Origin of the sequence: Candidatus Amarolinea dominans, assembly GCA_016719785.1 — a bacterium.
Taxonomy (GTDB): Bacteria; Chloroflexota; Anaerolineae; order SSC4; family Amarolineaceae; genus Amarolinea; species Amarolinea dominans.
Genome location: JADJYJ010000019.1, coordinates 38,817 through 65,363 on the forward strand (window position 1 = coordinate 38,817; position 26,547 = coordinate 65,363).

Consider the following 26,547-nt stretch of genomic DNA (forward strand, 5'->3'; position numbering starts at 1 on the left):
CTACAGCGCAAGGAGACAAGACAATGTTGTTCGAACTCGATGATGAGCACAAAGCTTTACACGCGATGGTGCGCGATTTCGTAGATCGGGAAGTTGCCCCGCGCGCGCGGCATGTGGACGAGACGGGTGAATACCCATGGGACACCCTGAAAAAGATGGCGCCGCTGGGCCTCCTGGGTTTGAACATCCCGGAGGAGTATGGCGGCGCCGGCGCTGATCAAATCAGCGCGGCGATTCTGATCGAAGAATTGGGCCGGGGCTGTGGTTCCACGGCGCTCATTGTGGCCGCGCACCTGGGACTGTGCTGCGGCCCACTCAACCGCTTTGGCACCCACGCCCAAAAGCGGACCTACCTCGTCCCGCTGGCCCAGGGGCAGCACATCGGCTGCCTCGGTTTGACCGAGCCGGGCGCCGGATCGGATTTACAGGGGGGCGTGCGCACCTTTGCCGAGCTTGTGGGCAGCGAATGGGTCATCAACGGCAGCAAGATGTGGCTCACGAACGCCGGCGAGGCCACCACGGCGCTGCTGCTGGTGCGCACCGACAAGCGCGGCGGCAGTCGCAGCCTGAGTCACGTCATCGTGCCGACGAGCACGCCAGGTTTTCAACCGGGCAAACCCGAAGAGAAGATGGGGCTGCACGGCTCTCACACCTACGCGGTGGCGATTGACAACGTGCGCGTGCCGGCAGAAAACCTGCTCGGCGAGGAGGGTCGCGGCCTGCATCAAACGCTGGAGGTGCTCGACGGCGGGCGCATCGGCATCGCCGCGCTGAGCGTGGGCCTGGCGCAGGCCGCACTGGACGCCGCCCTCGCCTACGCCAAGTCGCGCGCCGCGTTCGGCACCGCCATCGCCAATCACCAGGCAGTGCAGTGGATGCTGGCCGACAGCGACACCGACATTCAGGCCGCGCGTCTGCTCGTCTTCAAGGCGGCGTGGCTCAAAGACCTGGGAAGGCCGTATACCAAAGAAGCGGCGCAGGCCAAGCTGTTTGCCACGGAAATGGCCGAGCGTGTCTGCTACCGCGCCATTCAGATTCATGGCGGCTACGGCTATTCACGAGAGTACCCGGTGGAGCGCATCTACCGGGATAACCGCCTCATGGAAATCGGCGAGGGCACCAGTGAGATTCAACGCCTGGTGATCGCGCGCCGCTTGCTGGAAGAATAGGCAGGCCTGAGCCGAAGGGAGGCGTCATGTCTCACCCGCTGGTTGAACTGGCGCGGCAAACGCTGCAGGAAACGATCGTTCATCACCGCCCTTTCAGCGCGCCGGCCGACGTGGTACAGCAGTTCCCCACACCGGCCGCCGTGTTTGTCACCCTGTGGACGGCCGACGGCGCGCTGCGCGGCTGTATTGGATCGGTTGTCCCCGTCACCGCGTCACTGGCGGCAGAAGTGGTGGCCGGCAGTGTGGCGGCGGCCACGCGCGATCCACGCTTTCGGCCGGTGACGCCAGATGAAGTACCCTCTCTGCGCATCGAAGTCTCGGTGCTGGGCGAGCCAGAGCCGGTAGATTCCTTGAGCGACCTGGACCCAGCCCGATTCGGTGTGATTGTGGTACGCCAACGCGACGGTCGCCGCGGCCTGCTGCTGCCAAACATCGAGGGCATCGAGACGCCGGCGTTGCAGGTGGCGCTGGCGCGGCGCAAAGCGACAATCGGTGCAGACGAACCGATACGCCTGTTTCGCTTCAGTACCGAAAAGTACGATTGACGCAGTGTAAGGGGCACGGTCACTATGCCGGAGATCCGTCAGAACATCGCGACGAAAGAATGGGTGATCATTGCCAGCGAGCGCGCCAAGCGCCCGGAGCAGTTCATCACCAATTCGCGCCCTGTGACCGCGGACCAACCGGTCCTCGATGCGCATTGCCCTTTTTGCCCTGGCAATGAAGAAGGGCCTGAATTCGAAGTGCTGCGCGTGCCCACCACCGGCCCGTGGCAACTGCGGGTGCTCAACAACCGTTACCCGGCCGTGGAACGGGAAGGTGACCCGCAGCGCCACTCCCAGGGCGTGGAGCGCAGCATCCACGCCGTGGGCTATCACGAGGTGGTGGTCGAATCACGGCTGCACAACACCACGTCCGCGCTGCAAAAGGATGCCGAGGTGGCCTGGACACTGCTCACCCTGCAAAAGCGTGCGCGCGAGATGGCCCACGATAGCCGCATCGAGCATGTCCTGATTTTCAAGAACCACGGGCCTGGCGCCGGCGCCTCGATTGCCCATCCCCACGCCCAGATCATCGGCCTGCCCATCGTGCCGCAAAACACCCGCGCGCGCATGGAAGAGGCGCGGCGATATTTCGATGATACCGGTCACTGCGTTCATTGTTACATTCTGGCCGAGGAGTTGAAAGCGGGCACGCGGATCATTGCCGAAAACGCCCACCATGTCGCCCTGGTACCCTATGCCGCGTCAACTCCCTTTCACGTCTGGCTGCTGCCCAAGCGCCACCGCCATTCGTTCAACAACGTGCCGCCCGAAGAGATCGAGGCGATGGCCGCGCTGCTGCGCCTGATCACCGGCAAATTGTATGTGGGATTGCGCGATCCGGACTATAATTTCATGGTGCGCTCCGCACCGGTGCATGAACCGGGTCGCGACTACACGCACTGGTATCTCACCGTCGTGCCGCGGCTGAACACCACGGCCGGTTTCGAGATCGGCTCTGGCATGCGCATCAACGCGGCCCTGCCAGAAGAATGTGCGGCCTTTTTGCGCAGTACGAACGGCTGACCGAGGGCTTTCCCGGCGCAGGTGAGGGCACAATCCTGCCTGAAAACATCTTTGCGCCCCCGCGTTGTAACTGCTCCTACGCACACCCCAGGTTCCACGCCGCGGCCACGGTCATCACATCCACCACATCAATCACGCCGTCGGGAATCACGTCGTAGCGCGCATCGTACAGCCCCGGGTCGTACCAGCGCTGTGCCACGGCCTGAATGTCGTTGACATCCACCAAGCCACTGCTGTTGAAATCATAACACAGGGTGACGGCGCCGATGATGCGCACGACGCGGCCGTTATAGGTGTCCGCCACCAGCAGATCGCCGCTGGGCAGGAGGGTCAGTCCCAGCGGGCTCCAGAAGCTGCCGGTATGTCCATCGTTCGGCTCGCTCCAACTGCGCAGCAGCGCGCCGGCCGGCGTGAGCAGCTTGATCTGGCTGTCGCCCACATCGCTGGCCGCGACCGCGTCGCCGGGCAGCCGCGCCAGCCCCTGCGGCCGGTTCAGCCCCGTGGCCCAGTGCGCCTGCCAGGTCAGGTTGACGCCGTCAGCGTGCAGCGCCTCGATGCGTCCGTTGCCGCTGTCGGCTACCAGGATCGTTTGCCCAGCCGGGCCGGCCCCGCCGATGCCGAGCAGCGCCTGCGGGCTGCTGAACTGCCCCGCGCCGCTGCCCAGGCCGCCGAATTGACTCAGCGTGTTGCCCAACCAATCCAGCACATCCACGCGGTGCGCGCTGCTCTGGCTGACCAGCAGCCTCGTCTGTTGACTGTTGCCCACGCGCGCCACACCGCTGATGAACAGCTCATCCAGGCTGGCGTCGGCCTGATCGCGGCCATCCACGCCCGCGCCCACGCTGAGCCAGGTGGGCATGCCGGCCATGGGGACGCGCTGTACATGCGAGTCCAGCAGGCGGCCATCTACCCAGAAGGTGAAGCGGCGGTAGAGCGGGTCCGGCGGCGCGGGTTGCCAGGCCAGCGCCAGGTGATGCCAGACGCCCGGCTGCCAATCGGACACGTCCGCGTACAGGGCAAAATCGTGCTGCCCCAGGCTGCCGTCCGTAAACCAGGCGTAGAGCCAGTTCCAGTCGGCCTTGGCCAGGCGCAGGCGATAGCCGTCGCCGCCGGCCTGCAACGCCTCGAACAGGGCGTGCTCCTGGTTGTCTGCGCCGGGCCAGTCGGGCCTGACCCACAGTTGCACGCTGCCCTGGTTCGGATCGAAATGGCCGGACGCCGCGTAGGCCAGTTGATCGTTGCCGTCCACCAGCACCGCGCCATCGAAACGGCCGGGCGTGAAACTGACGCCGGTGGCGGTCACCGGCAGGCTGCCGCTCAGCTTGAGGCTGTTGTCGAACGGCGCCAGGCCCAGCGTCTGCCCATCGGCCGCCGGTCGCCCGGTGATGGTGAACGGCGCACTCGCCAGCGCCACGCCTGACGGGCCGTGCAGCGGGCCGCTGACAAAGCCCTCCGACCCAAACCAGTTGACCAGTTGGCGCTGGCTGTCCAGCACCTTGATGCGGTTTTCGCCGGTCACCGCGGCCAGCAGTTGCCCGTCCGCGCTGCGCACCAGGGCGCGACTGCCGGCCAGGCCCAGGTGTACCGTGCCCTGCCTCCCCACCCAGCGGTCATCCGCCCACTGCGTGAGCAAGGCGCCGTCGTGACCATCCAGGATGGCCCGCTCGCCGCTGGTTGGGTTGACCGTGACCGCGGCCGGCAAAATGGTGCGCGGCGCGCGGAAGATGGGGCTGAAGCCGCTCTCGCGGCCCTGGCTGTCCACGGCCGTCACCGCGTAGCGAGCCGTGCGGTGCGAGGTGTCCACCAGGCTGAGGCCGCTGGTGGTGGCGATGACCGTCAGGGGGTAGAAGGTCGGTTCCTGCCCGCGGTAGATGCGGTAGGCGCTGATGTCCGCCGACGGGCTGGGCGTCCAATTCAGGCTGACGGTGGCGCCATCCACGCGGCCGTCGAGCGCCGGCGGCGCCGCAGGCGCGCCGGCCGCGGGCAGGTGCGTGTTCAATTCCCGTTCGTACGCGCCGGCGCCGGTTTGCCAGTAGGCCAGGTTGAAATCGGTCAGCGACCACCAGGCATAGAACGGCGGTTGCCCGGCCTGACTGACCTGCACCAGGAGCTGCGCACCGAAGCCGACGACGTCAATCTGACCGAAGGGATTGGGCGCCAGGGTGTGGCCGGTGGCGGTGGTGATGCCGCCGAGCGGCAGGCTGCGGTTGGGCAGGGCCACGCGGCCATCCGCGCCGGTCACGCCGCTGGCGATGGGCACGCTCTGCACGACGCCGCCGGCGGTCTGGAAGATTGCCACGGCCGCGCCGGGCAGCGGCTGACCGCGGTTGTCGAGCACAGCCAGACTGTTGCTGGCCGGCACATCGAACAGATACTCGCCAAAATAACCGCGGCGTTGGCCCTGGTTGCGGTTGAGCGCCAGCGCCGTGTGGTCGCCGTAATCGCGCCAGGGCGTGTGCGAGCCGACATCGCCGCCGCCCATCAGCCCCGGCCGCGGCCAGTCGAAGCCGAGCAGCAGCGGCCGGCCGTCGCTGTCGGTCACCTGGTTCTGGTAACTGCCCGCGACGTTCAGGTTGTACTCGTCAATGATGCCCAGTTGGTGGGTTAGCTCGTGGATCAGGCCCCAGTCAATCGCGCCGGCGAAGGTCTGCGCATAGTTCTCGGCCGAGAGCAGCGACTCATCCTCCGGCGTGTCAGGATCGTTCGGCTCCACGCGGAAGGTCCAGCGGCCGTCGAACCAGACGCTGCCGCTGACCAGGTCGCCGCCCACCTCCTCGGTGGCGGTGATGACATCAATGCGCACGCGGTCGAGGACGCCGCTGGGCGCGGCCGCATAGGTCGCGGCCGCCAGGTTGACGTTCATGCGGTCGAACTGCGCCTGAATCCAGTCGTCGAAGCTCCAGGAGCCGACCAGGTTGGTGCGGGTGGCAAAGGCCTGCACGATCAGCGGATGCACCAGCACATCCATGTAGAGCGCATCGGTGGCGTCGCTGCGCTGGTTGTTGTTGCGCGTGATTTCGCTGAAGGTAATGGCCGGATCGAGCGTCAGGGTGACGGTGAAGCGGTCGGTCTGCCAGGGCCAGGTGAGGGTGAGCGTGGTGGTGACGCCGGGCGCCAGCGGCGGCAGCGTCGCCAGGGTGATGTGCGGCCGGCCAGGCGCGGCCCCGAACGAGTTCGGGACTCCGGGAGACGCGGCGGCGGGCAGGATGGCCCAAACGGCGCTGGCGGCGGGGCTGGTGAGCGTGCCCTGGTTGGCAATGGCTGCGCTGAAGGTGACGATTTCGCCGGGCAGGGGAAAGCGGCGCAGCCCCTGCGTGCCCGCGCACAGGTCGGGTAAGCCGCTGCTGTAGTCCAGGCAGAAGCGCTGGTAGCGCGGGGTGCGCTCGATCCACTGCACGCTGAGGTCGGGCAGGTTGGGCGCGAGGCTGGGCGGTGTGCTTGATTTGGCCGCGTCCGGCGCCACCCAGTAGAACGGCGGCGGCGCGGGCGGGGCCAGCGGCCCCGTCCACGCGCCGAGCGCCAGGCGGCGGTCCTGCCAGGGCGCGGCCGGTTCTGCCAGGGCCGGCCGCACCACGGTCAGCGCGGCCAGGGCCAGCAAGAAGAGGAGGACAACAAGGCTCAACCACCAGCGAGTGTGCATACGATTTTTCTCACTGCTCACTTATCAGACACCGGATTCATTCGGTGGGCTGCTTCACGGGCAGGCTGTGTTCCAGGCCGAGGCGGCTGCCTGCACGTCTCGAACATCGTTGATGCCATTGCAGCCGCCTGCGGCCCGGCATTCGATGTCGGCGATGCGCGTGTAGACCCCGCGGTTGCTGAAGTCGTTCCAGGCCCCGGCCGTCGCGGCAATGTCGGCCGTTTCCACCACGGTGCTGCCGGCATTGCACGAGCAGTCCACGTCAGCCCAGAAGCAGGCCGGCACGGTGAAGTTGACATTCGAGATGTCGAAGAAGACGCTGTTGGCGCAGGCCACCTGCACGCGCGCCGTGCTGCTGTTGACGTTCGGCGTCGTCACAGTCTGCGCGCCGTCGTTGGCCGTAGCGGCCTCCAGCAGCACAGGGTAGGTCAGGCCGCCGTCGGTGGAGAGCCGAATGTTGACCGTGGGACAGCTCACCGGCGCGGCGGTGGTGCCGGCCACATTCCAGGTGACATTCATGGGCGTTCCGCCCAGGATGCTGATCGCAGTGTTGGGCGCAGTGACCGCGAAAGGCCCGGCCGCAGTGGTGACATTGAAGGCCAGGTTGGCGGTGTTGACGCCGCCGCCGCCCAGGCGGTTGTCGCGCACGGTCAGGCGGTAGTTGAGCGCACGCGTGACGTTGGGCAGGATCTCGCCGATGACGGTGGTGTTGTTCACCAGGTCGCTCAGCCGCGGGAAGGTGCGTGACGGGCTGACCGTCGCCAGCCAGGAGCGGAAGAAGGGCGGGTTGATGGGGTTGTTGGGCGCGCCTGCGCTGCCCAGGTCGTACTCCTCCCAGTTGAAGGTCAGAGGGTCGCCATTGGCATCGGTGGCGGAGCCGGTCAGGGTGAACGGCGTCTGTTTGGGGATGGTGAAGCCGCCGGTTCCGGCATTGACCACCGGCGCCGCGTTGCCGGTGTTGGTGACGACCGGGCAGGTGTTGCCCTGACCGGCCGTGGTGTAGGCGATGATCTCGTTGAAGTTGACGACGTGGAAGTAGTCATCGCTGTGCGGCTGCAGGTCTTGCGCGCCGCAGATGCCGGCGTAGGACATGATCGTGGAACCGCTGCCCGGCTCGTAGGCCGTGGACGCGTTGCGGTTGCCGCCGCCGCAGGCATTGGCGTTGCCGTTGAAGCTGTGGTTGCCGCCAAACTGATGTCCCATTTCGTGCGCCACGTAGTCAATGTCGAAGGGGTCGCCGACCGGACTGCTGCTGCCGGTGACGCCCTGCGCCTTCCAGCCGGCGCGGCAGGGAACGCCCAGGTAAGCCACGCCGCCGCCGCCGGTGCTGAAGACATGACCGACATCGTAATTGGCGCTGCCGATGACCGCGTCCAGGGTGGCTTGATTCTGGCCGAGCATGGCGCTGCCGTTGCTGTTGGTGTAGGGGTCTGTGGCGGGGTTGGTGTAGATGACCAGGTTGTTGTTGGCGACCAGGACCATGCGCACGGCTACTTCGCGCTCGTACACCGCGTCCACGCGGTTGACCGAGACGACGACTGCGGCCAGGCCCTGGGCGACGGCGCCGCCAAAGAACTGCGTGTACTCGCCCGTGGCGGCCACGGCCAGGCGGTAGGTGCGCAACTGCGGGCCGGCCGACGCCAGCGGTTGGGCCGCGACCAGACCGGCGATCGTGGCGCCCATGCCATCGTCCAGCGGGAGCGTTTCAATGAAGCGCTTGTCGGCCGGCGCCTGAAAATCACGCGTGTCGTAGCTGATGTAGTGCCGGGTGTCGCCGCGGCGGTAGGGATCAATGTAAACCGTCCCTGTGCTCGACAGGATGATGGCATGAAAGCCGAGGGGCGTCCAGTCCAGCCGGGTGACGGCAGTGGGATCATCCACCCCCTGGCCGGCGTAGGTCCTGATTTCAGGGAAGCGCGCGGCCAGCTCCGGCGCCATGATGGGCGATTCGACCAGGCGGAAGCGCGCCCAGGCGCCGTCGGGCAGGGGCAGGGTGAGGATGACGCTGCCCTGCCCGGCCGCTTCCGAGCCTTCGGCCGGCGCGCTTTGCAGCAGGGCCAGCAGGCCATCCGAATCGAGGGTCAGGGTGCGGTAGCGTTGGGGGACGATCAGCCGTTCGCCGCCCGCAGGCAGGTCGGCCTCGTTGGCGTCCACCCACAGATCAGCGCCGGACTGTGCGCCGGCCGCGGCAGCGAAGATCAGGCTGAGGACGAGGCCAGAGACAAGCAGGAAAATCAGGCGATGCGGTGTGCTTTGCATAAGGGTTCCTCCAGGTGACAATCCAGATGTGGGGCAGATGCATTATAGTCTTGATTGCCAAAGTCGCCAAAGGCTTTGCCCTTTCCTGCCAGGCATGATAGAATGAAGGGTGAAGGCTGAAGGCTGAAGGATGAAGGCTGAAGGCTGAATGCTGAATGAGGAAAGAGGAAGGATGAATTCAAGTCATCTGGAAATCAGTTTTAGTTGACAGAAGGAGAAACCTTTGAACCTGCAAGAGTATCAATCGAAGCGTATCTTTGCCAAGTTTGGCGTGCCGATCCCGCGCGGCGAGGTGGCAACCACCGCCACGGCCGCGCGTGACATTGCTCGGCGCCTGGGTACGCGGGTGGTCATCAAGTCACAGGTGTTGGTGGGGGGGCGCGGCAAGGCCGGCGGCATCAAGCTGGCGAACACCCCGGATGAAGCAGAAGCGGTAGCTGAACGCATCCTGGGTATGGACATCAAGGGGCTGAAGGTGCGTAAGGTGTTGGTTGATGAAGCGGCCGACATCAGGAAAGAGCTTTACTTGGGCCTGGTGATTGATCGCGCGCAGCGCCGCGTGGTCATGATGGGCTCCAGCGAAGGGGGTGTGGACATCGAAGAGGTGGCCGCGCACACGCCGGAGAAAATTACCAAGATCGCCATTGATCCCTTCCTGGGCTTGAAGGATTACCAGGCGCGCGAGATGGCGATGACCATGGGGGTCAATCGGGAGCTGGTGAGCGATTTCATCCGCATCGCGCAGGCGCTCTACACCGCGTTTGTGCAGAGCGATGCCTCGCTGGCTGAGATCAACCCGCTGGCGATTGTGGGCGAGGGCAAGCTGGTGGGCCTGGACGGCAAGATGGCGGTGGATGACAACGCCCTCTTCCGCCATCCTGATCTGGACGAGATGCGCGACGTGGATGAGGAAGACCCTTACGAAGCTGAGGCACGCCGCTTTGGCCTGAGCTACGTCAAGCTGGATGGCGAGATCGGCTGCATGGTCAACGGCGCGGGTCTGGCGATGGCCACGATGGACATCATCAAGTTCTATGGCGGTTCGCCGGCCAATTTCCTGGACGTGGGCGGCGGTGCGCAGGCCGATAAGGTTGCGGCCGCGCTGCGCATCATCCTCTCGGACAAGAACGTCAAGGCGGTGCTGTTCAACATCTTTGGCGGCATTACGCGCTGTGACGAGGTGGCCCGCGGGATTCTGACCGCCCTCAGGGAGGTTCCCACCACGGTGCCGATGGTGGCGCGCCTGGTGGGCACCAACGAAGCGGAGGGGCGCGCCATCCTGGCCGATGCGCACATGGGCACGGCCGCCACGTTGGATGAGGCCGCAGACAAGGCCGTGCGCGCCGCCCGGGGCGAGCTGAAGTTCTAAATATGGAAGACTGCATTTTCTGCCAGATCATTGCCCACGAGGCGCCGGCCGTATTCGTCTACGAGGACGACGCGGTGGCGGTGTTCATGGACATCTACCCGGCCACGCGCGGGCACTGCCTGATCGTACCGCGGCAGCACGTGCGCAATCTGTACGATGTCACACCAGAGCTGGCTGCCGCGGTGATGGCCGTGGCGGTGCGCCTGGCGCCGGCGCTGCGTGATGTCACCAACGCCGATGGCATGAACCTTTGGCAATCGAGCGAACACGTGGCCGGCCAGGTTGTTTTTCATTTTCATATGCACCTGTTGCCGCGTTACGTCGGCGATGGCTTGCACGTTCCCGGCAATCGTCGCCGGGCGTCTAATGCGGAGCTGGATGGCCTGGCGACCGATATGCGCCAGCGCCTGCATGACTGATCTGGCCTGGATTGTTGAGTCAGGGAGGACTCTGTTCGATGAGTATTTTGGTCAATAAAGAGACACGCCTGATTGTCCAGGGCGTGACCGGTCGCGAAGGAATGTTTCACACCAAACAGATGCTGGAGTACGGCACCAGGGTGGTTGGCGGCATCACGCCGGGCAAGGGCGGCGAATGGGTGTTGGGCGTGCCGGTCTTCGACACGGTGCGCGAGGCCGTCAATGCCACGGGCGCCAACGCGTCCATCATTTACGTGCCGGCGCGCTTTGCCCCCGACGCCATCCTGGAAGCCGCAGACAGCGGCATCAGCCTGATCGTCTGCATCACCGAGGGGCTGGCTACGCTCGACATGGTCAAGGTGCGGGCCTTCCTCGATCAAACCGATGTGCGCCTGATCGGCCCCAACTGCCCGGGTGTGATTACGCCGGGCGAGGCCAAGGTGGGCATCATGCCTGGGCATATCCACACGCCTGGCCCGGTCGGTCTGGTGTCGCGCAGTGGCACACTGACCTACGAAGTGGTCTACGCGCTGACCGAGCGGGGCATCGGTCAGTCTACGGCCGTGGGCATTGGCGGCGACCCGATCATCGGCACCACGTTCATTGACGTGCTGCAGATGTTTGAAGAGGACGATCAGACTGAAATGGTGGTCATGATCGGTGAAATTGGCGGCACAGACGAGGAACGCGCCGCGGAGTTCATCGCGCAGCGCATGAGCAAGCCGGTGGTGGGCTTCATTGCCGGGCAAACGGCGCCGCCCGGCAAGCGCATGGGCCATGCGGGCGCGATCATCTCCGGCGGCACCGGCACGGCCCAGGAGAAAATGGCCGCGCTGCGCCAGGCCGGTGTGCAGGTCGCACCCACGCCGGTCAAGATCGCGGAGTTGGTGGCCGAACAGCTCAGTCGCTAATCCACTTAGCCTGCCTGGAATTCAGACAGGATTGACAGGATTGACAGGATATTCGAACTCTCGTGGCGGTAGTTTTGCACACCACAGAGCAAGAATCCTGTTCATCCTGTTCATCCTGTCTAAATCGGCTTGTCTGAGTTCTTGGGGCGAATCATGTTGGGAACTATTGATTTCAGCGTCTCTTTCAGCCCTGTGGCTCAGCAGGCCATCGCCTGGCTGCAAGCGCAGCATGTTGAAGGCTGGCTGGTCGGCGGCACGGTGCGTGACCTGCTCCTGCACCGGCCTGCGCACGACCTTGATCTGGCAGTGCCCAGCGGCGGCCTGCGCCTGGCCAAGCGCCTGGCAGACGCGCTGGGCGCTGCCTTTTTCCCGCTCGACGCCGCGCGCGACGTGGGCCGCGCCGTGCTGACGGAGCCGGACGGCAGTCAGACCTTCGTGGATGTGGCGCTCTTGCGCGGCCCCAGCCTGGCAGCCGACCTGCACCTGCGCGATTTCACCCTCAACGCCCTGGCCCTCGACATCCAGAACCTCGACGCCGGCGTGATTGACGTCACCGGCGGGCTCGACGATTTGTCGCACCGTCTTCTTCGTGTAGCCAGTGGGTTATCGTTTCGGAATGATCCTTTGCGCATCCTGCGCGGTGTGCGCCAGGCGCTGGCTTTCGATCTGACCTGGGATGCGGCCAGCCTGGCGCTGGCGCGCAGCCACGTGAACGGCCTCGATCTGGTGGCTGCTGAGCGCATTCGTGATGAGTTGAATCGCTCTTTCGTGTATTCAAGGGCTGATCTGGCGGTGCGTCAGTTGGACGACATCGGTGCGCTGGCAATCGTGCTACCCGAAATCAAGGCCCTGCAAGGCGTGACCCAGGCCGGACCGCACCGGCTGGATGTTTTCGATCACTCGCTGGAGGTGCTGCGCTGGATGCAGACCATCCTGCGCTGGTCCGAGTTGGCGGATTCGCCTTTATCGCCAGAAGCGCAGATTGCCGAACTACTGTTCCCCTTCGATCGCGCCCTGGGCGCTTACCTGGCGCAGACCGTGGATCAAGGGCACAGCCGCGCCGGCCTGCTCGTGTGGTCGGCCCTGCTGCACGACATCGGCAAGCCGGCCACGCGCCAGGTGGACGCCGCCGGCGCCGTCACCTTCGACGGTCATGAGGCGCTGAGCGGTCGCCTGGCCACATCGCTGCTGCAGCGCCTGGCTTTCAGCGCAGAGGCGGTGCGCCTGGTTGCCCGCACCTGCACCGAGCACCGCCGCGCCGGCGCGCTGGCCGGTCTGATCGCCGGCCAGCCGGACCGCCGCCAGGTGTACCGCTTCTTTGCCGGCGCCCATCCGGTGGGGGTGGAAGCGGCGCTCTTTTCGCTGGCCGATCACCTCGGCGCCTGGGGCCTTGAGTTGATTCCCGAACGCTGGCAGGCGCGCCGCCGCCTGGTCGGGACCCTCCTGACCGCCTTCTTCGAGCAGCATGCCGAACAGGTGCAGCCGACGCTGCTGCTCGACGGCCGGGAGATCATGGCCGAACTAGGACTGTCACCCGGGCCCCAGGTCGGCGCGCTGCTGGCGCAATTGCGAGAGGAACAGGCGGCCGGCGTCATCAACACCGCGGCCGCGGCGTGGGAGTTCGTGCGCACCGTATGTTCTTAACCGTGATGTTGGTGGTTTGCCGGTTTTCGTCGGTTGACAAATCGCAATACCTGGTGTACATTGGTTCCGCACACTGGGAAAGAATGTCGCAAGACGGACGCTGTGCTGCTCACATCGAATGACGGAGCCGGAGAAACCGTGCAATACAATTTCGAATGGGACACGGCAAAAGCAAAAAAGAACCTGCGTGATCACAAGGTCAGCTTTGAGCGCGCCTCTCAGGTTTTTGCTGACCCTTTCATGCTCTCTATCGGAGACGAGGTGATGAATATGAAAGAGGAATACGATTTCTCAGGCGGAGTGCGCGGCAGGTTTTATCGTCCGAACGTTCATCTGAATCTCCCGGTTTATTTGGATGACGATATCGCCGAATTTGTCCAGAAATATGCGCAGCAGAAAAAGGTGGATGTGCAGACAGTCGTCAACCGAATCCTGCGCAGCAATAAGGAAATGCTTCAGGCACTTCAATAGCACGACTTCAGTACGACCTTATCATTCTGCACGCGTGATACCGACTACGTGTGCTTTGAACTACACCGGAATACCTATCGGGGGAATGTTGTCTCTATGATGCCACGCGAATTCAACCAGAAGTTGGTCGGCTAACCAGCGTGGCGCCGTCGCCTCGCCATATCGGGCTGTGGCGTCAGCCCGATTTCCTCAAACTGTGGGTCGGTCAAACCGTCTCCGAGCTTTGCTCTCGCATCACGCGCGATGGCCTGCCGCTGGTCGCGGTGCTCGTTCTGGGCGCTTCGCCCGGGCAGATGGGCGCGCTGGCGGCATCGGCCGCACTGCCTGTGCTCACCATTGGCCTGTTTGCCGGCGCCTGGGTGGATCGCCTGCGGCGGCGGCCCCTGATGATCGTCACCGACCTGGTCCGCGCCCTCATTCTGCTCAGCGTACCGTTGGCCGCGGCCTTTGGTTTCCTCGATATGAGTCTGCTCTACGCCGTCGTGCTGTTCAGCAGCATTTGCACCGTGCTTTTCGACAGCGCCTATCATGCCTACTTGCCAACGCTGGTGACGCGTGAACACCTCATCGAAGGCAACAGCCGACTGGCCTTGAGCAGCTCGCTGGCCGAAGTGCTGGGGCCGGGCCTGGCCGGCGTCCTGGTGCAGGCGCTGACCGCGCCCGTCGCCATCCTGGTGGACAGCCTTTCTTTTGTCGTATCTGCCTTTTCGCTGGCCGCCATTCGCCAGCCGGAGATCATGCCCGCGGCGCCGGCCGAACGCCAGCCCATCGGCCATGAGATCATCGAAGGGCTGGCCGCGGTCTGGCATGAACCGGCCTTGCGCGCCCTGGCCTTGAGCAGCGGCACGCGCAGCTTTTTCGGCAACTTCATCGGCGTTCTCTACGCCCTGTATGCCATCCGCGAACTGGGTTTTGGCGCGGCCGCGTTGGGTCTGACCATCGCCATGGGCGGGGTTGGCGATCTCCTGGGCGCGCTGCTGGCTCAGCCCGCGGTGCAGCGGTTTGGACTGAGACGCACGCTCATCGGCGCAACGCTCCTGGGCGGCCTCATCTCGCTCCTCGTTCCTTTGGCTCGCGGACCGCTCGGCCTAGCCATCGCCATGCTGATGACCTCGCAGCTCCTGGGTGACGGGCTGCGCTCCATCTTCAGCATCCATGAGATCAGTCTGCGCCAAGCCATCACGCCCGACCGCCTGCTGGGCCGCGTGAGCGCCAGCATGAATCTCACGGCGGGCGGCATCGGCCCATTGGGCGCGCTGGTCGGCGGGTTCCTGGGCGGCGCCCTGGGCATTCGCCCCACCCTGGCGCTTGCCGCGCTCGGCGGCGGCATTCTGAGCGCCTTCTGGCTGCTGCGCCTGCCGGCAACGGTGGATGACGAGAATCATTGACTTCACGAATTTCAGGGTCTCTTCGTGGCAAAGATCCGCCCAGCTTTCTCTGCCACGAATTTCACTAATTTTCACGAACCGAGCTTCTGTCTTCGTTTCGATTCGTGCAATTCGTGGCAAAGATCCGCCCAGCTTTCTCTGCCACGAATTACACGAATTTTCACGAATTCCAGGGCCTTTTCGTTTCAATTCGTGCAATTCGTGGCCGAAAGTCGGGCCGATGGTCTCCTTGACCCGGTTGCCGTCCGCATCATAGACGTAGCTTGCCGTGGCGCTGCCGGACATCGCAATCAGCCGGTTCTCGGCGTCATAGGTCAGCGTGGCATCTTGACTGCCGTCGAGGCGTCGGCTGGCGTTGTCATTGGCGTCGTACCACTGACTTTACGGTGCGGGCGTTGGGGTTGCCTCTCCTTGCGGCTCCCGTATGGCCTCCATCTTCGCGTCCACCCGCTCCAGCAGATGCCGGAACTGCGCCATCGTCAACCAGCGATCCTCGAAGACCAGAGTACGAACTACTGTCACCAGGGATCCATAGCGTGCTACTACACCACACAGGCGATGAGGAATGTTGTCTATCCGCCCTTCTGAACAACCAATAATGCTTTCGTCTGCCTGAAGAACGTTGCGTAATTCTTCAGGTTCCGGCCACTCATCTCGAGATTCAGCCGGGATTATCTCAACTTTCAGGACTTCATAGGCCTGTCTGCTATCCTCTTCGCTTTGATAGAGCGCTGTCGACTGCCCTATCCGGACGAAGATGGGTGTGCTTTCAGGTCCTCGATAGTCTCTATACCTGGCGATTACACTCCCTGTCAAGTCCTGCGGCACTCCAGTTGACTCGCGCCGCCACCCGAACGGCAAATCAGTCGCATCCAGAAGTCCGCGCTCGATGCGATTGATAGGCGTCTCCGTGGAAGTCGCGCCTATGGACGACCCCAATGGCCCCAAGCACGCAGTTAGGATTTGCATACCCACCAACAGCCCAAAGTATCCGAGCCATACTTGCCAACAGGAGTACCATCTTCGTTTCATCATGGCACCACCTTGATCGGCCACTGGTTGGCCCAGGCAGCCGCTCTTTGCGCGCCGCTCACCCAACCACCGTTTGGCGCATAGCCGCCTGGAATCCACATGGACCATTCCAAAGACACGTTTGTGCCAAAGTAAAACTGCCCAAGGGATCGAGCGCCGCCCTTCTTTACCAGGTACGCCTGTGAGGTCGCCAATACCCGTACGCCAGGCGCACTGAACTGTGTCCCGATGCGGCCGCCGCCGACCCCTGCCGGGTTGACGAGTCCGATCATGACCTGGTTCTGCTGCAATTGAAGATCAGCGCCACCAAATCCAATCCCCACCGTAGTTTGCCTTCCTCCAGTTGGAGTCCATTCATTGCCAGCATAAAGTCCCTCCCCCACTGTGAAGCTCAAAGCTGGTTCATCGAACACCCGAGTTACCCCATCATCGAACACGTAGACTGTTCGGTATTCACCGGCTACCGCTGCCGGTAGTGTGCCTCGCGTGGCATAAGAAGAAACATGCACATATTCCAGCCGCAGATCGGCATCACCGTGAATGCGAAATTTGAGAATCCAGCCATCATCTGGTGCATAGTCTGGAGTGGCGCGGTAAACCGGTCCCTGATATTGCGGGGCCACAGAAGCGGTGCATAAGAGCGGTGGTGCTGACGGCGGCGCCGATGGCAGCACAGGGTCGGTCCAGGTGCAGTTGACAGCCCCCTCACATTCATAATGGCTGAGGGTCGCTAAACCTGACAGAATTATTCAGGGCATAGCTGTAACGGTTCAGACTTTGCGGATTTTGAGGCTGGGGAACCAGCGTATCGGCCTGAGTGAACCTTCCCAGCGCCGGGTCGTAGTATCTGGCGTTGTAGAAATACAACCCGCCCGCCACCTCGTCCAGCACCTGGCCGGTGAAGCGGCGCTGCGTCGGCGTCGCGCCGAAGGTGTAGCGGCTCTCGCCCCACGGCTTGTAGCGAATCTCCGACAGCCGGCCGCCGGTCTCACTGACTGTCAGCGCCGTGCTGCCCAGGTGATCGGTCGTCAGCCAGCGCACCACCCCGTTGACCCGCAGTGCGATGCGCTGACCGCCCGCCTGGTAATACTTCGTGATCGTCGTGCTGCTGCCGGATGTCGTCTTCTCGTAGTAGGCGCCGACATAGACCGTCACGCTGCCGCCGAAGTCGGCCTTCACCCGGTTGCCATCCGCATCATAGGTATAGCTGGCCAACACCGTGCTTCCCTGCTTCACCTGCTGCAAGCGGTTCTCCGCATCGTAGACCAGGGTGTAGGCCACGCCGCCCACCGTGCGCCCGGTCATGTTGCCGTTGCAGTTGTAGCTGTAGACGTTGCTGCTGCCCGCCTGCTGCACCGCATGCGGCTTCGTCGCCTGCGTCCCCGCCCGACAATTCCCCGGCGACGACGCACCGTACACATAGCTCCCTATGCTAGTCGTGCTCGCCGTGGCATTCATCCTATCCTACCTTGATTGTACATCCCAAATTCAGCCACGGAAGTGGCTCAGGCCTCATTGGCACAGTGGGGTACGCTGTTGCGATAAGAAAACAAAGGACAACTGTGAAAAGCGTCCATGTCGCGTATCCCTTGAAGTAACAGATACTCATGTTCTCTCAACACGGGATACACCGCCATCAGTTGCTTAAGTACGTCTGGAGCATCTCTAAAACAGTAGAGCTGGTCATGTCGATCATCAGTGCCGCCGAAATCGTTGTACTCGATGAAATACTTGCAGAAATAGCAGATTCTCAGTCGGGTGCGTTCAGGCAGTTGTCGTCTTAACTGCTCCATCGCACCGCCCAAATCCGTGACTGCGTATCCAAATTGAGTCGATGCTGCAGTTTCGACGTATGCATCGTCCAATGAGAGTTTGAGTTGATAGACGACGGTTCCCCCTGATTCTCCGCCCGGCGTCCGATCCTCATAATAAGGATACAATCGCTCCTCAAGCATGGCGATCTGCAGGATACCATCATGGGATACAAGTACGTTGTGTGGTATCACGAGATAGCTACCATCGGGAAGCTCGTTCAAAACATCTGACAGTATGTGGAAGAATTTGACTTCATTCCACCGGAACTCGCGATTCCCAATGCAAACCATTGCATCCCACTGACTACGATCACTTAACTGTGAGTACCGATGTTCAATCTGGACAATCTCCCTCTGGAGATCACTCACAACATAGCCCAGCAATTGCCGAGCGACACGATTGTCTCGTTCTCGGTTGCGTTCCATAATCTACCCCCTATCGATTCAGTGAATTACATCATGTGGCGATAATGCTGCGATGCTGCAGAGGCAAGCAGCCAACCTGCATCTAAGGCCAGCGCATGGGCTTTGGTGTCCTAATGAACTGATTCAGACGTTGCCACAACGATGAGTTTTCATCGGTCGGTCCTCCCTGGAACACGGAGAAGTGCCCAGGCCTGCCATGTTGCGGCGTGTATTCGGGCAAACCTAGATCAGTCTGGAGTGCCTCGCTCTCATAGCTCTCGAAGGACTTGACCCAGTATTTATTGGGCCCCGCTTGTGTTTGGCCGTTCTGTAGGCAGTTCGTACAATACACGGATGCGCCATCGGGATCAATTCGTAGCTTACCGCTGCTACGGGCGAGGTCTGGCTTAACCGTCCCACAATTCAGACATATTGATCCTCCTGTCCCAATCCCCCCCACCATTGCCATCATCCCAAGAGCCGCATTCCCCCCATAACCGGACATCGCCTCAAAGATTACGCCATTGGTGGTGGCAGCGCCCAGCGCCAACCCGCCAAGGTTTGCTGCGCCCAATTCCGCTTGAGCTTGCGCATACCCGGTCGAGATGATGCCGTTGAATTCTTCAGTTGGGTTGAGTGGCTGATAGGCGCCTGCGTTCTCGCCAGGGTGCGCCAGGTAATACTGATAATACGCTTGCTTGGCGCCGATTGGATCCAGTCTTCCTTGCCGCAGTTGCATTTCAATGCTTTGGAGCGCATCTATGCCGCCACAACCATCATCTGCACTTGTTCCACATATGGCTGCGTGTCCGCTTGGATCGATGAACCCGAGAGGTTGATTCCCGACGTAGCTGTACCGGTTCAGATTCTGCGGATTTTGCGGCTGAGGAACGATCGTATCCGCGGCCAGAAATCGCCCGATGAGCGGGTCGTACCAGCGGGACTGGTAGAAATACAACGCCGTGCCGCTATCCCAACGCTGACCGGTGAAACGGTAGGTCGTCACCTGGTTGCCGGCGTTGTAACGCGCCGCACCAAAGGGATAGTAGCGCAACTCGGTTTGACGGGTGCCGCTGCTGTTCAGCGTCAGCGCGGTGGAGCCGAGATGATCCGTCAGCAGGTAGTAGAGCACACCGCCGCTGTTCTCGGCCACACGGGTCGCACCAGCGTAATAATACTTCTTGACCGTCCCGTTGTCCAGTTCGTAGTAATTGCCGACGAAGACGCGCGTGACGCCGGCGATGGTCTCCTTGACCCGGTTGCCGTCCGCGTCGTACACATAGCTGGCCGTGACACTGCCGGACATCGCAGTCAGCCGGTTTTCTGCATCGTAGGTCAGCGTGACATCTTGACTGCCATCGAGGCGCCGGGTGGCGTTGCCGTCAGCGTCATGGCACTGACTTTACGGTGCGGGCGTTGGGGTTGCGTTTCCTTGCGGCTCCCGTATCGCCTCCATCTTCGCGTCCACCCGCTCCAGCAGATGCCGGAACTGCGCCATCGTCAACCAGCGATCCTCGAAGACCAGACCGTCAAGTCTGGTTACCACCTCGTCGTAACGCGCAATAACCAGGCACACTCGATGAGGAATATTGTTGACGAGTCCCGATGAACACCCGATTCTACTCTCACTAGCGTGCAGCGTGAAATCCAACTCTACAGGGCGCGGCCACTTATCCGCAAACTCGGACGGAATACTGTCTGTTACCAGTTTCTGAAATGCCTCTCGGCTCTCGATTTCGTTAGAGTACAGATACATTTGCTGTCCCGTCCTGACGAATGGCATGGCACTACGTTGCGGCCCCTGGTAGTCTCGATACCGCGCGAGAATGGCGCCGTTGGAATTCCGAGGCGCGCCAGTGGAGCGTAGACTCCATCCAGAGGGTAGATCGGTCGCATCCACCATGCCACGCTCGATGCGATTGATAGGGGTTTCTGTGGGAGTTGTGCCCGCAAACGGACCTCGCGGCGACACACCCAGTTGCCATTTGGAAGCATGAAGAACAACCCAGCCAAGCCAAATCCACGGCGCCATCGGTAGTTCCAGGTTCGGCTCATCATGGCACTACCTTGATCGGCCACTGATTGGCCCAGGCGGCCGCTTGTCGCGCGCCGCTGACCCATGTGCCACCGATGTAGCCGCTCGGAATCCACTTTTCCCATTCCAGAGCGGCATCCTGACCGAGGTAGAGTTGTCCGAGCGCATCTGCGCCGCCTTTCTCCACCAGGTACGCCTGCGAAGTGGCAAGAACCCGCACGCCGGGCGCACTGAACCCGAGTTACCCCATCATCGAACACGTAGACTGTTCGGTATTCACCGGCTACCGCTGCCGGTAGTGTGCCTCGCGTGGCATAAGAAGAAACATGCACATATTCCAGCCGCAGATCGGCATCGCCGTGAATGCGAAATTTGAGAATCCAGCCATCATCTGGTGCATAGTCTGGAGTGGCGCGGTAAACCGGTCCCTGATATTGCGGGGCCACAGAAGCGGTGCATAAGAGCGGTGGCGTTGACGGCGGCGCCGATGGCAGCACAGGGTCAGGTCCGTTGCAGTTGACAGCCCCCTCACATTCATAATGGCCCGAGGGGTCGCTAAACCTGACAGAATTATTCAGGGCATAGCTGTAACGGTTCAGACTTTGCGGATTTTGAGGCTGGGGAACCAGCGTATCGGCCTGAGTGAACCTCCCCAGCGCCGGGTCGTAGTATCTCGCATTGTAGAAATACAACCCGCCCGCCACCTCATCCAGCACCTGCCCGGTGAAGCGGCGCTGCGTCGGCGTCGCGCCGAAGGTGTAGCGGCTCTCGCCCCACGGCTTGTAGCGAATCTCCGACATCCGGCCGCCGGTCTCACTGGCTGTCAGCGCCGTGCTGCCGAGATGATCGGTCGCCAGCCAGCGCACCACCCCGTTGACCCGCAGCGCAATGCGCTGACCGCCGGCCTGGTAATACTTCGTGATCGTCGTGCTGCTGCCGCTCGTTGTCTTCTCGTAGTAGGCGCCGACATAGACCGTCACGCTGCCGCCGAAGTCGGCCTTCACCCGGTTGCCATCCGCATCATAGGTATAGCTGGCCAACACCGTGCTTCCCTGCTTCACCTGCTGCAGCCGGTTCTCCGCATCGTAGACCAGCGTGTAGGTCACGCCGCCCACCGTGCGCCCGGTCATGTTGCCGTTGCAGTCGTAGCTGTAGACGTTGCTGCCCGCCTGCCGCACCGCATGCGGCTTCGTCGCCAGCGTCCCCGCCGTGCAGCCGCTGACCGGCGCAGCGTAGAGATAAGCGTTATCCTGATTGGTGGGCTGTACGATCTTCTTGTGATCCAGGTTGCCATTGGCAAAGTAGGTGTACTGCTCTTCGAATGGTCCATTGCCGACGCCGAGATAGGCCGCACAGTTCGTGTCGCCGGTGAACCCCGCCGTCAACCGATTCAGCCCATCGTAGCTGAAGCACTGCTTCTGGCTGGCGCCGCTCCCCAATGCACTGCTGAGCTGCTGCTTCACATTCCCCACCGCATCGTAGCTGTAGGTCAAGTCCTGCAGCGATGTCGTCGCGCCAGTTGTCCCCAGCGTCATGCGCTGCAAACGGCCCCCCTGCCATCGTCCAGGGAAAATAGGTGTACTCCGCCAGCAACACCGTCGAACTCCCCAGCACCCGCTGCGTCACCCGTCCGGCGCCATCATACGCCGTGCTCTGCACATAGTCAAGCCCGGTCGTGTACATGCGCCGCAGCAGCCCCTGCTCGTTGTAGAGGAAGTTCACCCCTTCGCCGCCAGGGTAGAACATCTGCGTCATCCGATCCGCCGAGTCATACCCCCACTGCGTCACGAACGTCCCGCCGCCTGTGCCGTTGACGTACTTGCTCTCCTGCACCAACCGCCCACGCGCATCGTAGACCCAGCTCGTGATGCCGGAGCTGTCGCTCATCCCGGTGCGCCGACCCTTGCCTTTGTTATCATTGCTGGTATCGTCGTAGGTGTAGTTCGCCAGCGGTGTTCCGAGCGCGTCCGTCAGTCGCTTCTGCGTCAGCCGATTCAAGCTGTCGTAGCCAAACCACAGCTTCGTGCCCCGCGCATCGGTCTGCGTCAGCAGGTTCCCCACCGCATCGTAGGTGTAACTCCAAATGCCCATGTCCGGGTCTGTCATGCGCGTCTTGCGCCCCAACAGATCGTAAGTCATCGCGGTCAATGCCTCATCCGGCCCTTTCATCTGCTCGAGCTGGTCGCTCACCGTGTAGGTGTAGACGGAGCGCGCATACACCGTCGCGTCCCAGTCGGGTTGCCCATTGACCGTGGCCTGGTACTGCTTCACCTTGTACAGCCGTCCCACCGCATCGGTCTCCGAAATCGTCTGCCGGTTCAGCGCATCCAGCACCGCGGTCTGCCGATTCTGGTAGAAGCTCTTGACCGTCGTGCCGTCCGGCTGCGTCACCTGCGTCACGCGGCCCAGCGCATCGTAGGTCGTTTGCGTTTTTGCCTGATTCCAGTCCGGCGTTCGATACCCACCCAGACCGCCCGTGACGGTGTAGGGCACGCTCGCCCGCAGCACTCCCAACGGCTGGTATTGCGTGTTGGCGATGATGCTCTGACCGCTGTCCGCCGCCTCTGCCTGTGTCTGCACCACCCGCCCCATGCCGTCGTAGAACGTGCGACTCTCCAGGTAGTAACTCCCGTTCTCCTTCTGCTCCTGTTTCACCCAGTACGGCGACGGCGACGGCGGCCCGACATAGTTGGTGTAACCGAAACGCAGCGTCGGGTTGGTTGCATCATCGCCGGGCTTGATGACCGCCGTCTGCCGCCCCCACTGATCGTAGCTGTAGCTGGTCGTCGCTTCGTTCACATCCGTCACGCTCGTCACCTGTCCCAACACCTTGTCCCAGGCGTAACTGGTCGTCCCTACGAGCGGCTGCGTCACCCCGGTCGGCAGCACGTACAGCATCGGCCAGGTTTGCGTAATCGTGTCGTAGGCCGTCAGCGTGGCGCGCCCCAGGGGATCGCTCACGCTGGTCTGGTTGCCATACGTATCATAGACATAACTCGTGTCGGCCCAACTGCCCCCGCAGCTCGTCTGCCCCACCCGCACCTTCGTCACGTCGCCCTTGCTCGGCTTCTTGCTGTACGCGGATTGGTAGTCATAGAAATAGCGCGTCTCCCCTTTGCACGCGCCCGTTTCATTTTTCAACAGCACCTGCGCCGGCCGATTCACGATGTACACGCCGCCACTCGTGTTGGCCGGGAAGTAGACCGTTTCCTGCGAACGGTACAGTGTTCCCACCGTGTCGCTGTAGGTGCGCATCGCCGTCACGTTGCCGTACTGCGCATTGTTTTGGCTGGTCGTCAGGTACTCGTACGTCGTTTTCTGACTGCTCGTCCCCAGCGTGTTGGTCGTGTCGGTCTGGTAAACCCAGTTCACCCCCTTGACCACCGCCGTGGCCCATGTCGTTGCGCTGCGCGCCAGCTCCCCGCTCCCCACCTGGCTCTTGCTGATGCTCAGACTCAGCTTGCCCTTGCGCGGATCGAGCGCATTGCCGTTGCGCTGATGATAGCTGTTCTCCATCACCCGGTACAGCGTCCCCGCTCCATCCTGCACCTGGCTGCGCACAAAGTTGTAGCCGCCAAACTCGAAGTCGGGACAATCCGGCGCCGTGCCAGGGGGGCTGCCATTCGGGCCTGTCCACGCCCACGGGTTCTGATGGTCGTACACCGTGCGCTGCACGCCGCCCATCCCGTCGCTCACCTCCATCTGGCTCACCCGGTAGCGGTTGGTATTCCTCCCGCATCCTTCCATCCAGATATAAGGCACATTCGCGTAGCTGTAGGTGACGCTCCCGCCCTGCCCGTTGTTGACCGTCTCCAGCAGCGTGTGGTTCTTCCACGTGTCCTGCGTCCCCGCCACGCCAACCCGATAGCCAAACGTCCACGCCGGCAGCGCACCACCATTCTTGCCCTTCTCCGTGATGCTCGTCAAGCGCATGATCCCTTTATTGTCGTTTTGATCGAACCAGTCGTAGTCCTGCACCAGCACATAACTGCGCACCGTAGCAAAGGCGCTCGTGCTGCTGCGCACCAGAACTGTGATGGTCTCCAAACGATACGAACTGAAAAACACTTCGACATAAGGCGAATCCCAACCCTCTATGTGGACATCATCACGAGATTGATACCCCAACTCGATGCGCACACTGGCCAGACTCTGGCCGCTGGCCACATATTCGATTCGAGTCGGCCGGATCGCACGCACGTAGCTCTGCAAACTGCCGTCGCACATCGCGGTGTCTTCTTCCGCCACGTATGTGACCATGACACGATTACCATGTGTGTCCCGCACCTCGGTGAGATGCGCTTCCCTCATTTGCTGATCGCAAGAGCCGCTATTGCGGATATACGCTGTGCCATTACCCCAATTATCCGCGCCAAACGTATAACGCGTTCCATCTGGCGCCCACACCAGCCAACGGTTGGTAGTCGAAGTCGGCTCGATGCGCAGGAAGCTCTGCGGTTCCGTTTGCCAGCCATTCGTGGCATCATACTTCAGCTCGAAGCCTCCGCCTGCATAACCCAAATAGAGCTTATCGCTCTTTAGGTCCCGAGTGATCTGTCCCAGGCCGTTCAACGACCATCCCCAACCCACGAAACTGGCCTGGTGGGTGAACGTTATGGCTCTTTCGGCATCCCCATTCACGACTTGCGTCGCCGTCGGCGTGGGGCCAGGCAGCGTCACCGTGTACGTCGAGGGCCCCTGGCGGATGCTGTTCACCCCCTCGCTCGCATAGCCCAGGCTCAGATTCAAGCCCAGCCCGCCCGGCCCCGGCGGCAGCGCCAGCGGATAGCCCAGGCTGCTGTTGCCGCTCCATTCGTCGGTCACGAACCCATGCACCGTCGGCAGATGCTGCGCACCATAGCTGAGCAGCGATGCCGGTGCGCCCAGGCCAAATAGACCGGGACCGTCCAGCCGGGCCATCAACTGCCGACCGACCACGTCCATCTCGCTGTCGAGCGCCTGCCACGTCTCGGCCGCATCGTCCCACCGGTACAGGCGGATCGTCTCTGTCAGCGCCACGCCCGGCGCGAAGCGGTAGGTCAGGCTCACCAGGCTTTCGAACGCTGTCACGGCCGCGCCCTGCTCATCCTGCGCCGCCAGGCCGAAATGCATCGCCAGCCAGGCCGGCGTTTCCTCCACCTGCGGCTGCGGCAGATAGCGCAGCAGCGTTCGCTGGCTCACCGCGCCCGGCCGCGCATCCACCTGCACGCGTCCATCCGCACTGAGCAGCACCCCGCCCTCGCCCGGCGTCAACCACACATCATCCGGCCCAGGCGTCGCCGTTGGCGTCGGCGTCCAGGTGGCCGTCGGCGTCGGCGTACACTCCTCATCCTGGCAGGGCGGCGTTTCAGCCGTAGGCGTCGCCGTCGGTGTGGCCGTTGGCAGCTCTGCCGTCGCCGTTGGCGTTGGCGTACACTCCTCATCGTCCTGGCAGGACGGCGTCGGCGTCCAGGTGGCCGTCGGCGTGGCGGTCGGCGGTTCGGCCGTGGGCGTCGGCGCACAGTCCTCACCCAGGCAGGGCGCCGCGGTGATCGTGATCGCCGCACTGGCCTGCACCGCCGCGCCCACCTCCTCGCTCACGATGGCCGCGGTGTTCGTGATGACCTGCCCGTTGACCGCGCCCAGCGCCTGCGCCTGGAACGTGCCGGTCAGCGTGGCGCCCGCAGCCAGTTGACCGATGACCCATTCCAGCCGGCGTTCGGCCTCCAGGTAGCTGAATTCCCCCTCCCCGGCCGGCCAGTAGGTCAGTTCCAGCGGCAACGTATCGCTCACCACCAGCCCGCTCAGGTCGCGATCGGCCAGGGTGTTGGTGATGACGACCGTGTAAGTGACAACGCCCGCCGGCTCCACCTGCGGCGGCGTCGCGGCCAGCGTCAACTGCACCGGCGCAGGCGCGGGCGTCGCATCGGGATCGGAAATGAGATCGAAATTGGGATCAGGGGACATGAGTTTAGCAGCGGCATTTATCTGGGGGGGGGCAGCAGCCGCCGTGGAAAAGAGCAGACTGCACACCACCAGCAGATGAACCAACGACGACAGGCGCGGCGCGAGCCGGCCGAGAGCAGAATGTCGGGAGGAGAGAGGAGAGAAAGTAGAAGATAGAAAAGAGAAAGTAGAAGATAGAAAAGAGAAAGTAGAAGATAGAAAAGAGAAAATAGAAGAGCGGCGTAACATAACCACAGACTCCTTTCGTGCAGCAATCGAAACGGATGGGGTCAGGGACATTTTCCTGACTGCTGTAAGGAGGTCGCGGGCGGGAGAGAGAACTCTCGCCAGGGGCTTCCGGCGGCGGAAGACGACTCGGAAGGCGGGGGGCAGGCTTGTGGCTGGTCACAGCATAGCACGACCGCGGCGCTCTGTCAAGAGGCAAAATTTGGGCTTGGGGCATTTCAGTCCTGGGCCCCAGCCCACGCAGGTGGGTTT

General features: G+C 62.7%; 18 protein-coding genes and 2 pseudogenes. 9 read left to right on the top strand and 11 right to left on the bottom strand.

Annotated features, from left to right (window positions below; genetic code table 11):
- The first annotated feature begins 23 nt into the window (after window positions 1-23).
- From IPM84_18825 to galT, 3 genes are read left to right on the top strand one after another with little or no spacing between them, the layout of a single operon-like run.
- Window positions 24-1,169 (top strand): acyl-CoA dehydrogenase family protein, encoded by a 1,146-nt coding sequence (locus IPM84_18825; GenBank protein MBK9094782.1) that lies wholly within the window; start codon window positions 24-26, stop codon window positions 1,167-1,169.
- A 26-nt stretch (window positions 1,170-1,195) separates the two neighbouring features.
- Window positions 1,196-1,714: an AmmeMemoRadiSam system protein A gene (amrA, locus tag IPM84_18830; GenBank protein MBK9094783.1), complete on the top strand. Its 519-nt coding sequence runs from the start codon at window positions 1,196-1,198 to the stop codon at window positions 1,712-1,714.
- A 24-nt stretch (window positions 1,715-1,738) separates the two neighbouring features.
- Window positions 1,739-2,737, top strand: coding sequence for a galactose-1-phosphate uridylyltransferase (gene galT, locus IPM84_18835; protein ID MBK9094784.1), 999 nt, complete (start codon window positions 1,739-1,741; stop codon window positions 2,735-2,737).
- Between the two features lie 76 nt (window positions 2,738-2,813).
- On the opposite strand, the gene IPM84_18840 is transcribed toward galT, so the two are convergent.
- Window positions 2,814-6,377 carry a hypothetical protein gene (locus IPM84_18840; GenBank protein MBK9094785.1) on the bottom strand — a complete coding sequence of 1,188 codons (3,564 nt, stop codon included), beginning with the start codon at window positions 6,375-6,377 and terminating at the stop codon, window positions 2,814-2,816.
- Window positions 6,378-6,431: 54 nt separating this feature from the next.
- Window positions 6,432-8,636, bottom strand: a complete 2,205-nt coding sequence (locus tag IPM84_18845) for a hypothetical protein (GenBank protein MBK9094786.1) — start codon at window positions 8,634-8,636, stop codon at window positions 6,432-6,434.
- Between the two features lie 223 nt (window positions 8,637-8,859).
- On the opposite strand from IPM84_18845, the gene sucC reads away from it, so the two are divergent.
- The 6 genes from sucC (at window position 8,860) to IPM84_18875 (ending at window position 14,838) form a co-directional block, all read left to right on the top strand.
- Window positions 8,860-10,005 carry an ADP-forming succinate--CoA ligase subunit beta gene (gene sucC, locus IPM84_18850; protein ID MBK9094787.1) on the top strand — a complete coding sequence of 382 codons (1,146 nt, stop codon included), beginning with the start codon at window positions 8,860-8,862 and terminating at the stop codon, window positions 10,003-10,005.
- A 2-nt stretch (window positions 10,006-10,007) separates the two neighbouring features.
- The gene (locus IPM84_18855; GenBank protein ID MBK9094788.1) at window positions 10,008-10,424 is read left to right on the top strand and encodes an HIT family protein; all 417 of its coding nucleotides are present in this window, start codon (window positions 10,008-10,010) and stop codon (window positions 10,422-10,424) included.
- A gap of 38 nt (window positions 10,425-10,462) precedes the next feature.
- Window positions 10,463-11,335 carry a succinate--CoA ligase subunit alpha gene (sucD, locus tag IPM84_18860; protein ID MBK9094789.1) on the top strand — a complete coding sequence of 291 codons (873 nt, stop codon included), beginning with the start codon at window positions 10,463-10,465 and terminating at the stop codon, window positions 11,333-11,335.
- Window positions 11,336-11,488: 153 nt separating this feature from the next.
- Entirely contained in the window at window positions 11,489-12,979 is a 1,491-nt protein-coding gene (locus tag IPM84_18865; GenBank protein MBK9094790.1) for an HD domain-containing protein, read from the top strand.
- Between the two features lie 138 nt (window positions 12,980-13,117).
- A complete protein-coding gene (locus tag IPM84_18870; protein MBK9094791.1) occupies window positions 13,118-13,450 on the top strand; it encodes a BrnT family toxin in 333 nt (110 codons plus the stop codon).
- A 140-nt stretch (window positions 13,451-13,590) separates the two neighbouring features.
- On the top strand, window positions 13,591-14,838 hold the full coding sequence (locus tag IPM84_18875) for an MFS transporter (protein MBK9094792.1): 1,248 nt from the start codon (window positions 13,591-13,593) through the stop codon (window positions 14,836-14,838).
- 381 nt (window positions 14,839-15,219) lie between these two features.
- Here the strand turns inward: IPM84_18875 and IPM84_18880 are convergent, their stop codons facing one another.
- From IPM84_18880 to IPM84_18920, 9 genes and pseudogenes are all read right to left on the bottom strand, one after another.
- Window positions 15,220-15,360, bottom strand: coding sequence for a hypothetical protein (locus tag IPM84_18880; GenBank protein ID MBK9094793.1), 141 nt, complete (start codon window positions 15,358-15,360; stop codon window positions 15,220-15,222).
- Between the two features lie 509 nt (window positions 15,361-15,869).
- Window positions 15,870-16,493, bottom strand: coding sequence for a hypothetical protein (locus tag IPM84_18885; protein ID MBK9094794.1), 624 nt, complete (start codon window positions 16,491-16,493; stop codon window positions 15,870-15,872).
- Window positions 16,494-16,581: 88 nt separating this feature from the next.
- Entirely contained in the window at window positions 16,582-17,328 is a 747-nt protein-coding gene (locus tag IPM84_18890) for an RHS repeat-associated core domain-containing protein (protein ID MBK9094795.1), read from the bottom strand.
- Window positions 17,329-17,375: 47 nt separating this feature from the next.
- Complete coding sequence (locus tag IPM84_18895) at window positions 17,376-18,110, bottom strand: hypothetical protein (GenBank protein MBK9094796.1); 735 nt, start codon at window positions 18,108-18,110, stop codon at window positions 17,376-17,378.
- Window positions 18,111-18,192: 82 nt separating this feature from the next.
- Window positions 18,193-19,395 carry an RHS repeat-associated core domain-containing protein gene (locus tag IPM84_18900; GenBank protein MBK9094797.1) on the bottom strand — a complete coding sequence of 401 codons (1,203 nt, stop codon included), beginning with the start codon at window positions 19,393-19,395 and terminating at the stop codon, window positions 18,193-18,195.
- Between the two features lie 96 nt (window positions 19,396-19,491).
- On the bottom strand, window positions 19,492-19,635 hold the full coding sequence (locus IPM84_18905; GenBank protein ID MBK9094798.1) for a hypothetical protein: 144 nt from the start codon (window positions 19,633-19,635) through the stop codon (window positions 19,492-19,494).
- A 155-nt stretch (window positions 19,636-19,790) separates the two neighbouring features.
- Window positions 19,791-21,587: an RHS repeat-associated core domain-containing protein gene (locus tag IPM84_18910; GenBank protein MBK9094799.1), complete on the bottom strand. Its 1,797-nt coding sequence runs from the start codon at window positions 21,585-21,587 to the stop codon at window positions 19,791-19,793.
- A 1,276-nt stretch (window positions 21,588-22,863) separates the two neighbouring features.
- A pseudogene (locus tag IPM84_18915) lies at window positions 22,864-25,236 on the bottom strand (RHS repeat protein).
- A 474-nt stretch (window positions 25,237-25,710) separates the two neighbouring features.
- Window positions 25,711-26,349: pseudogene (locus IPM84_18920) on the bottom strand (DUF11 domain-containing protein).
- Between the last annotated feature and the right edge of the window lie 198 nt (window positions 26,350-26,547).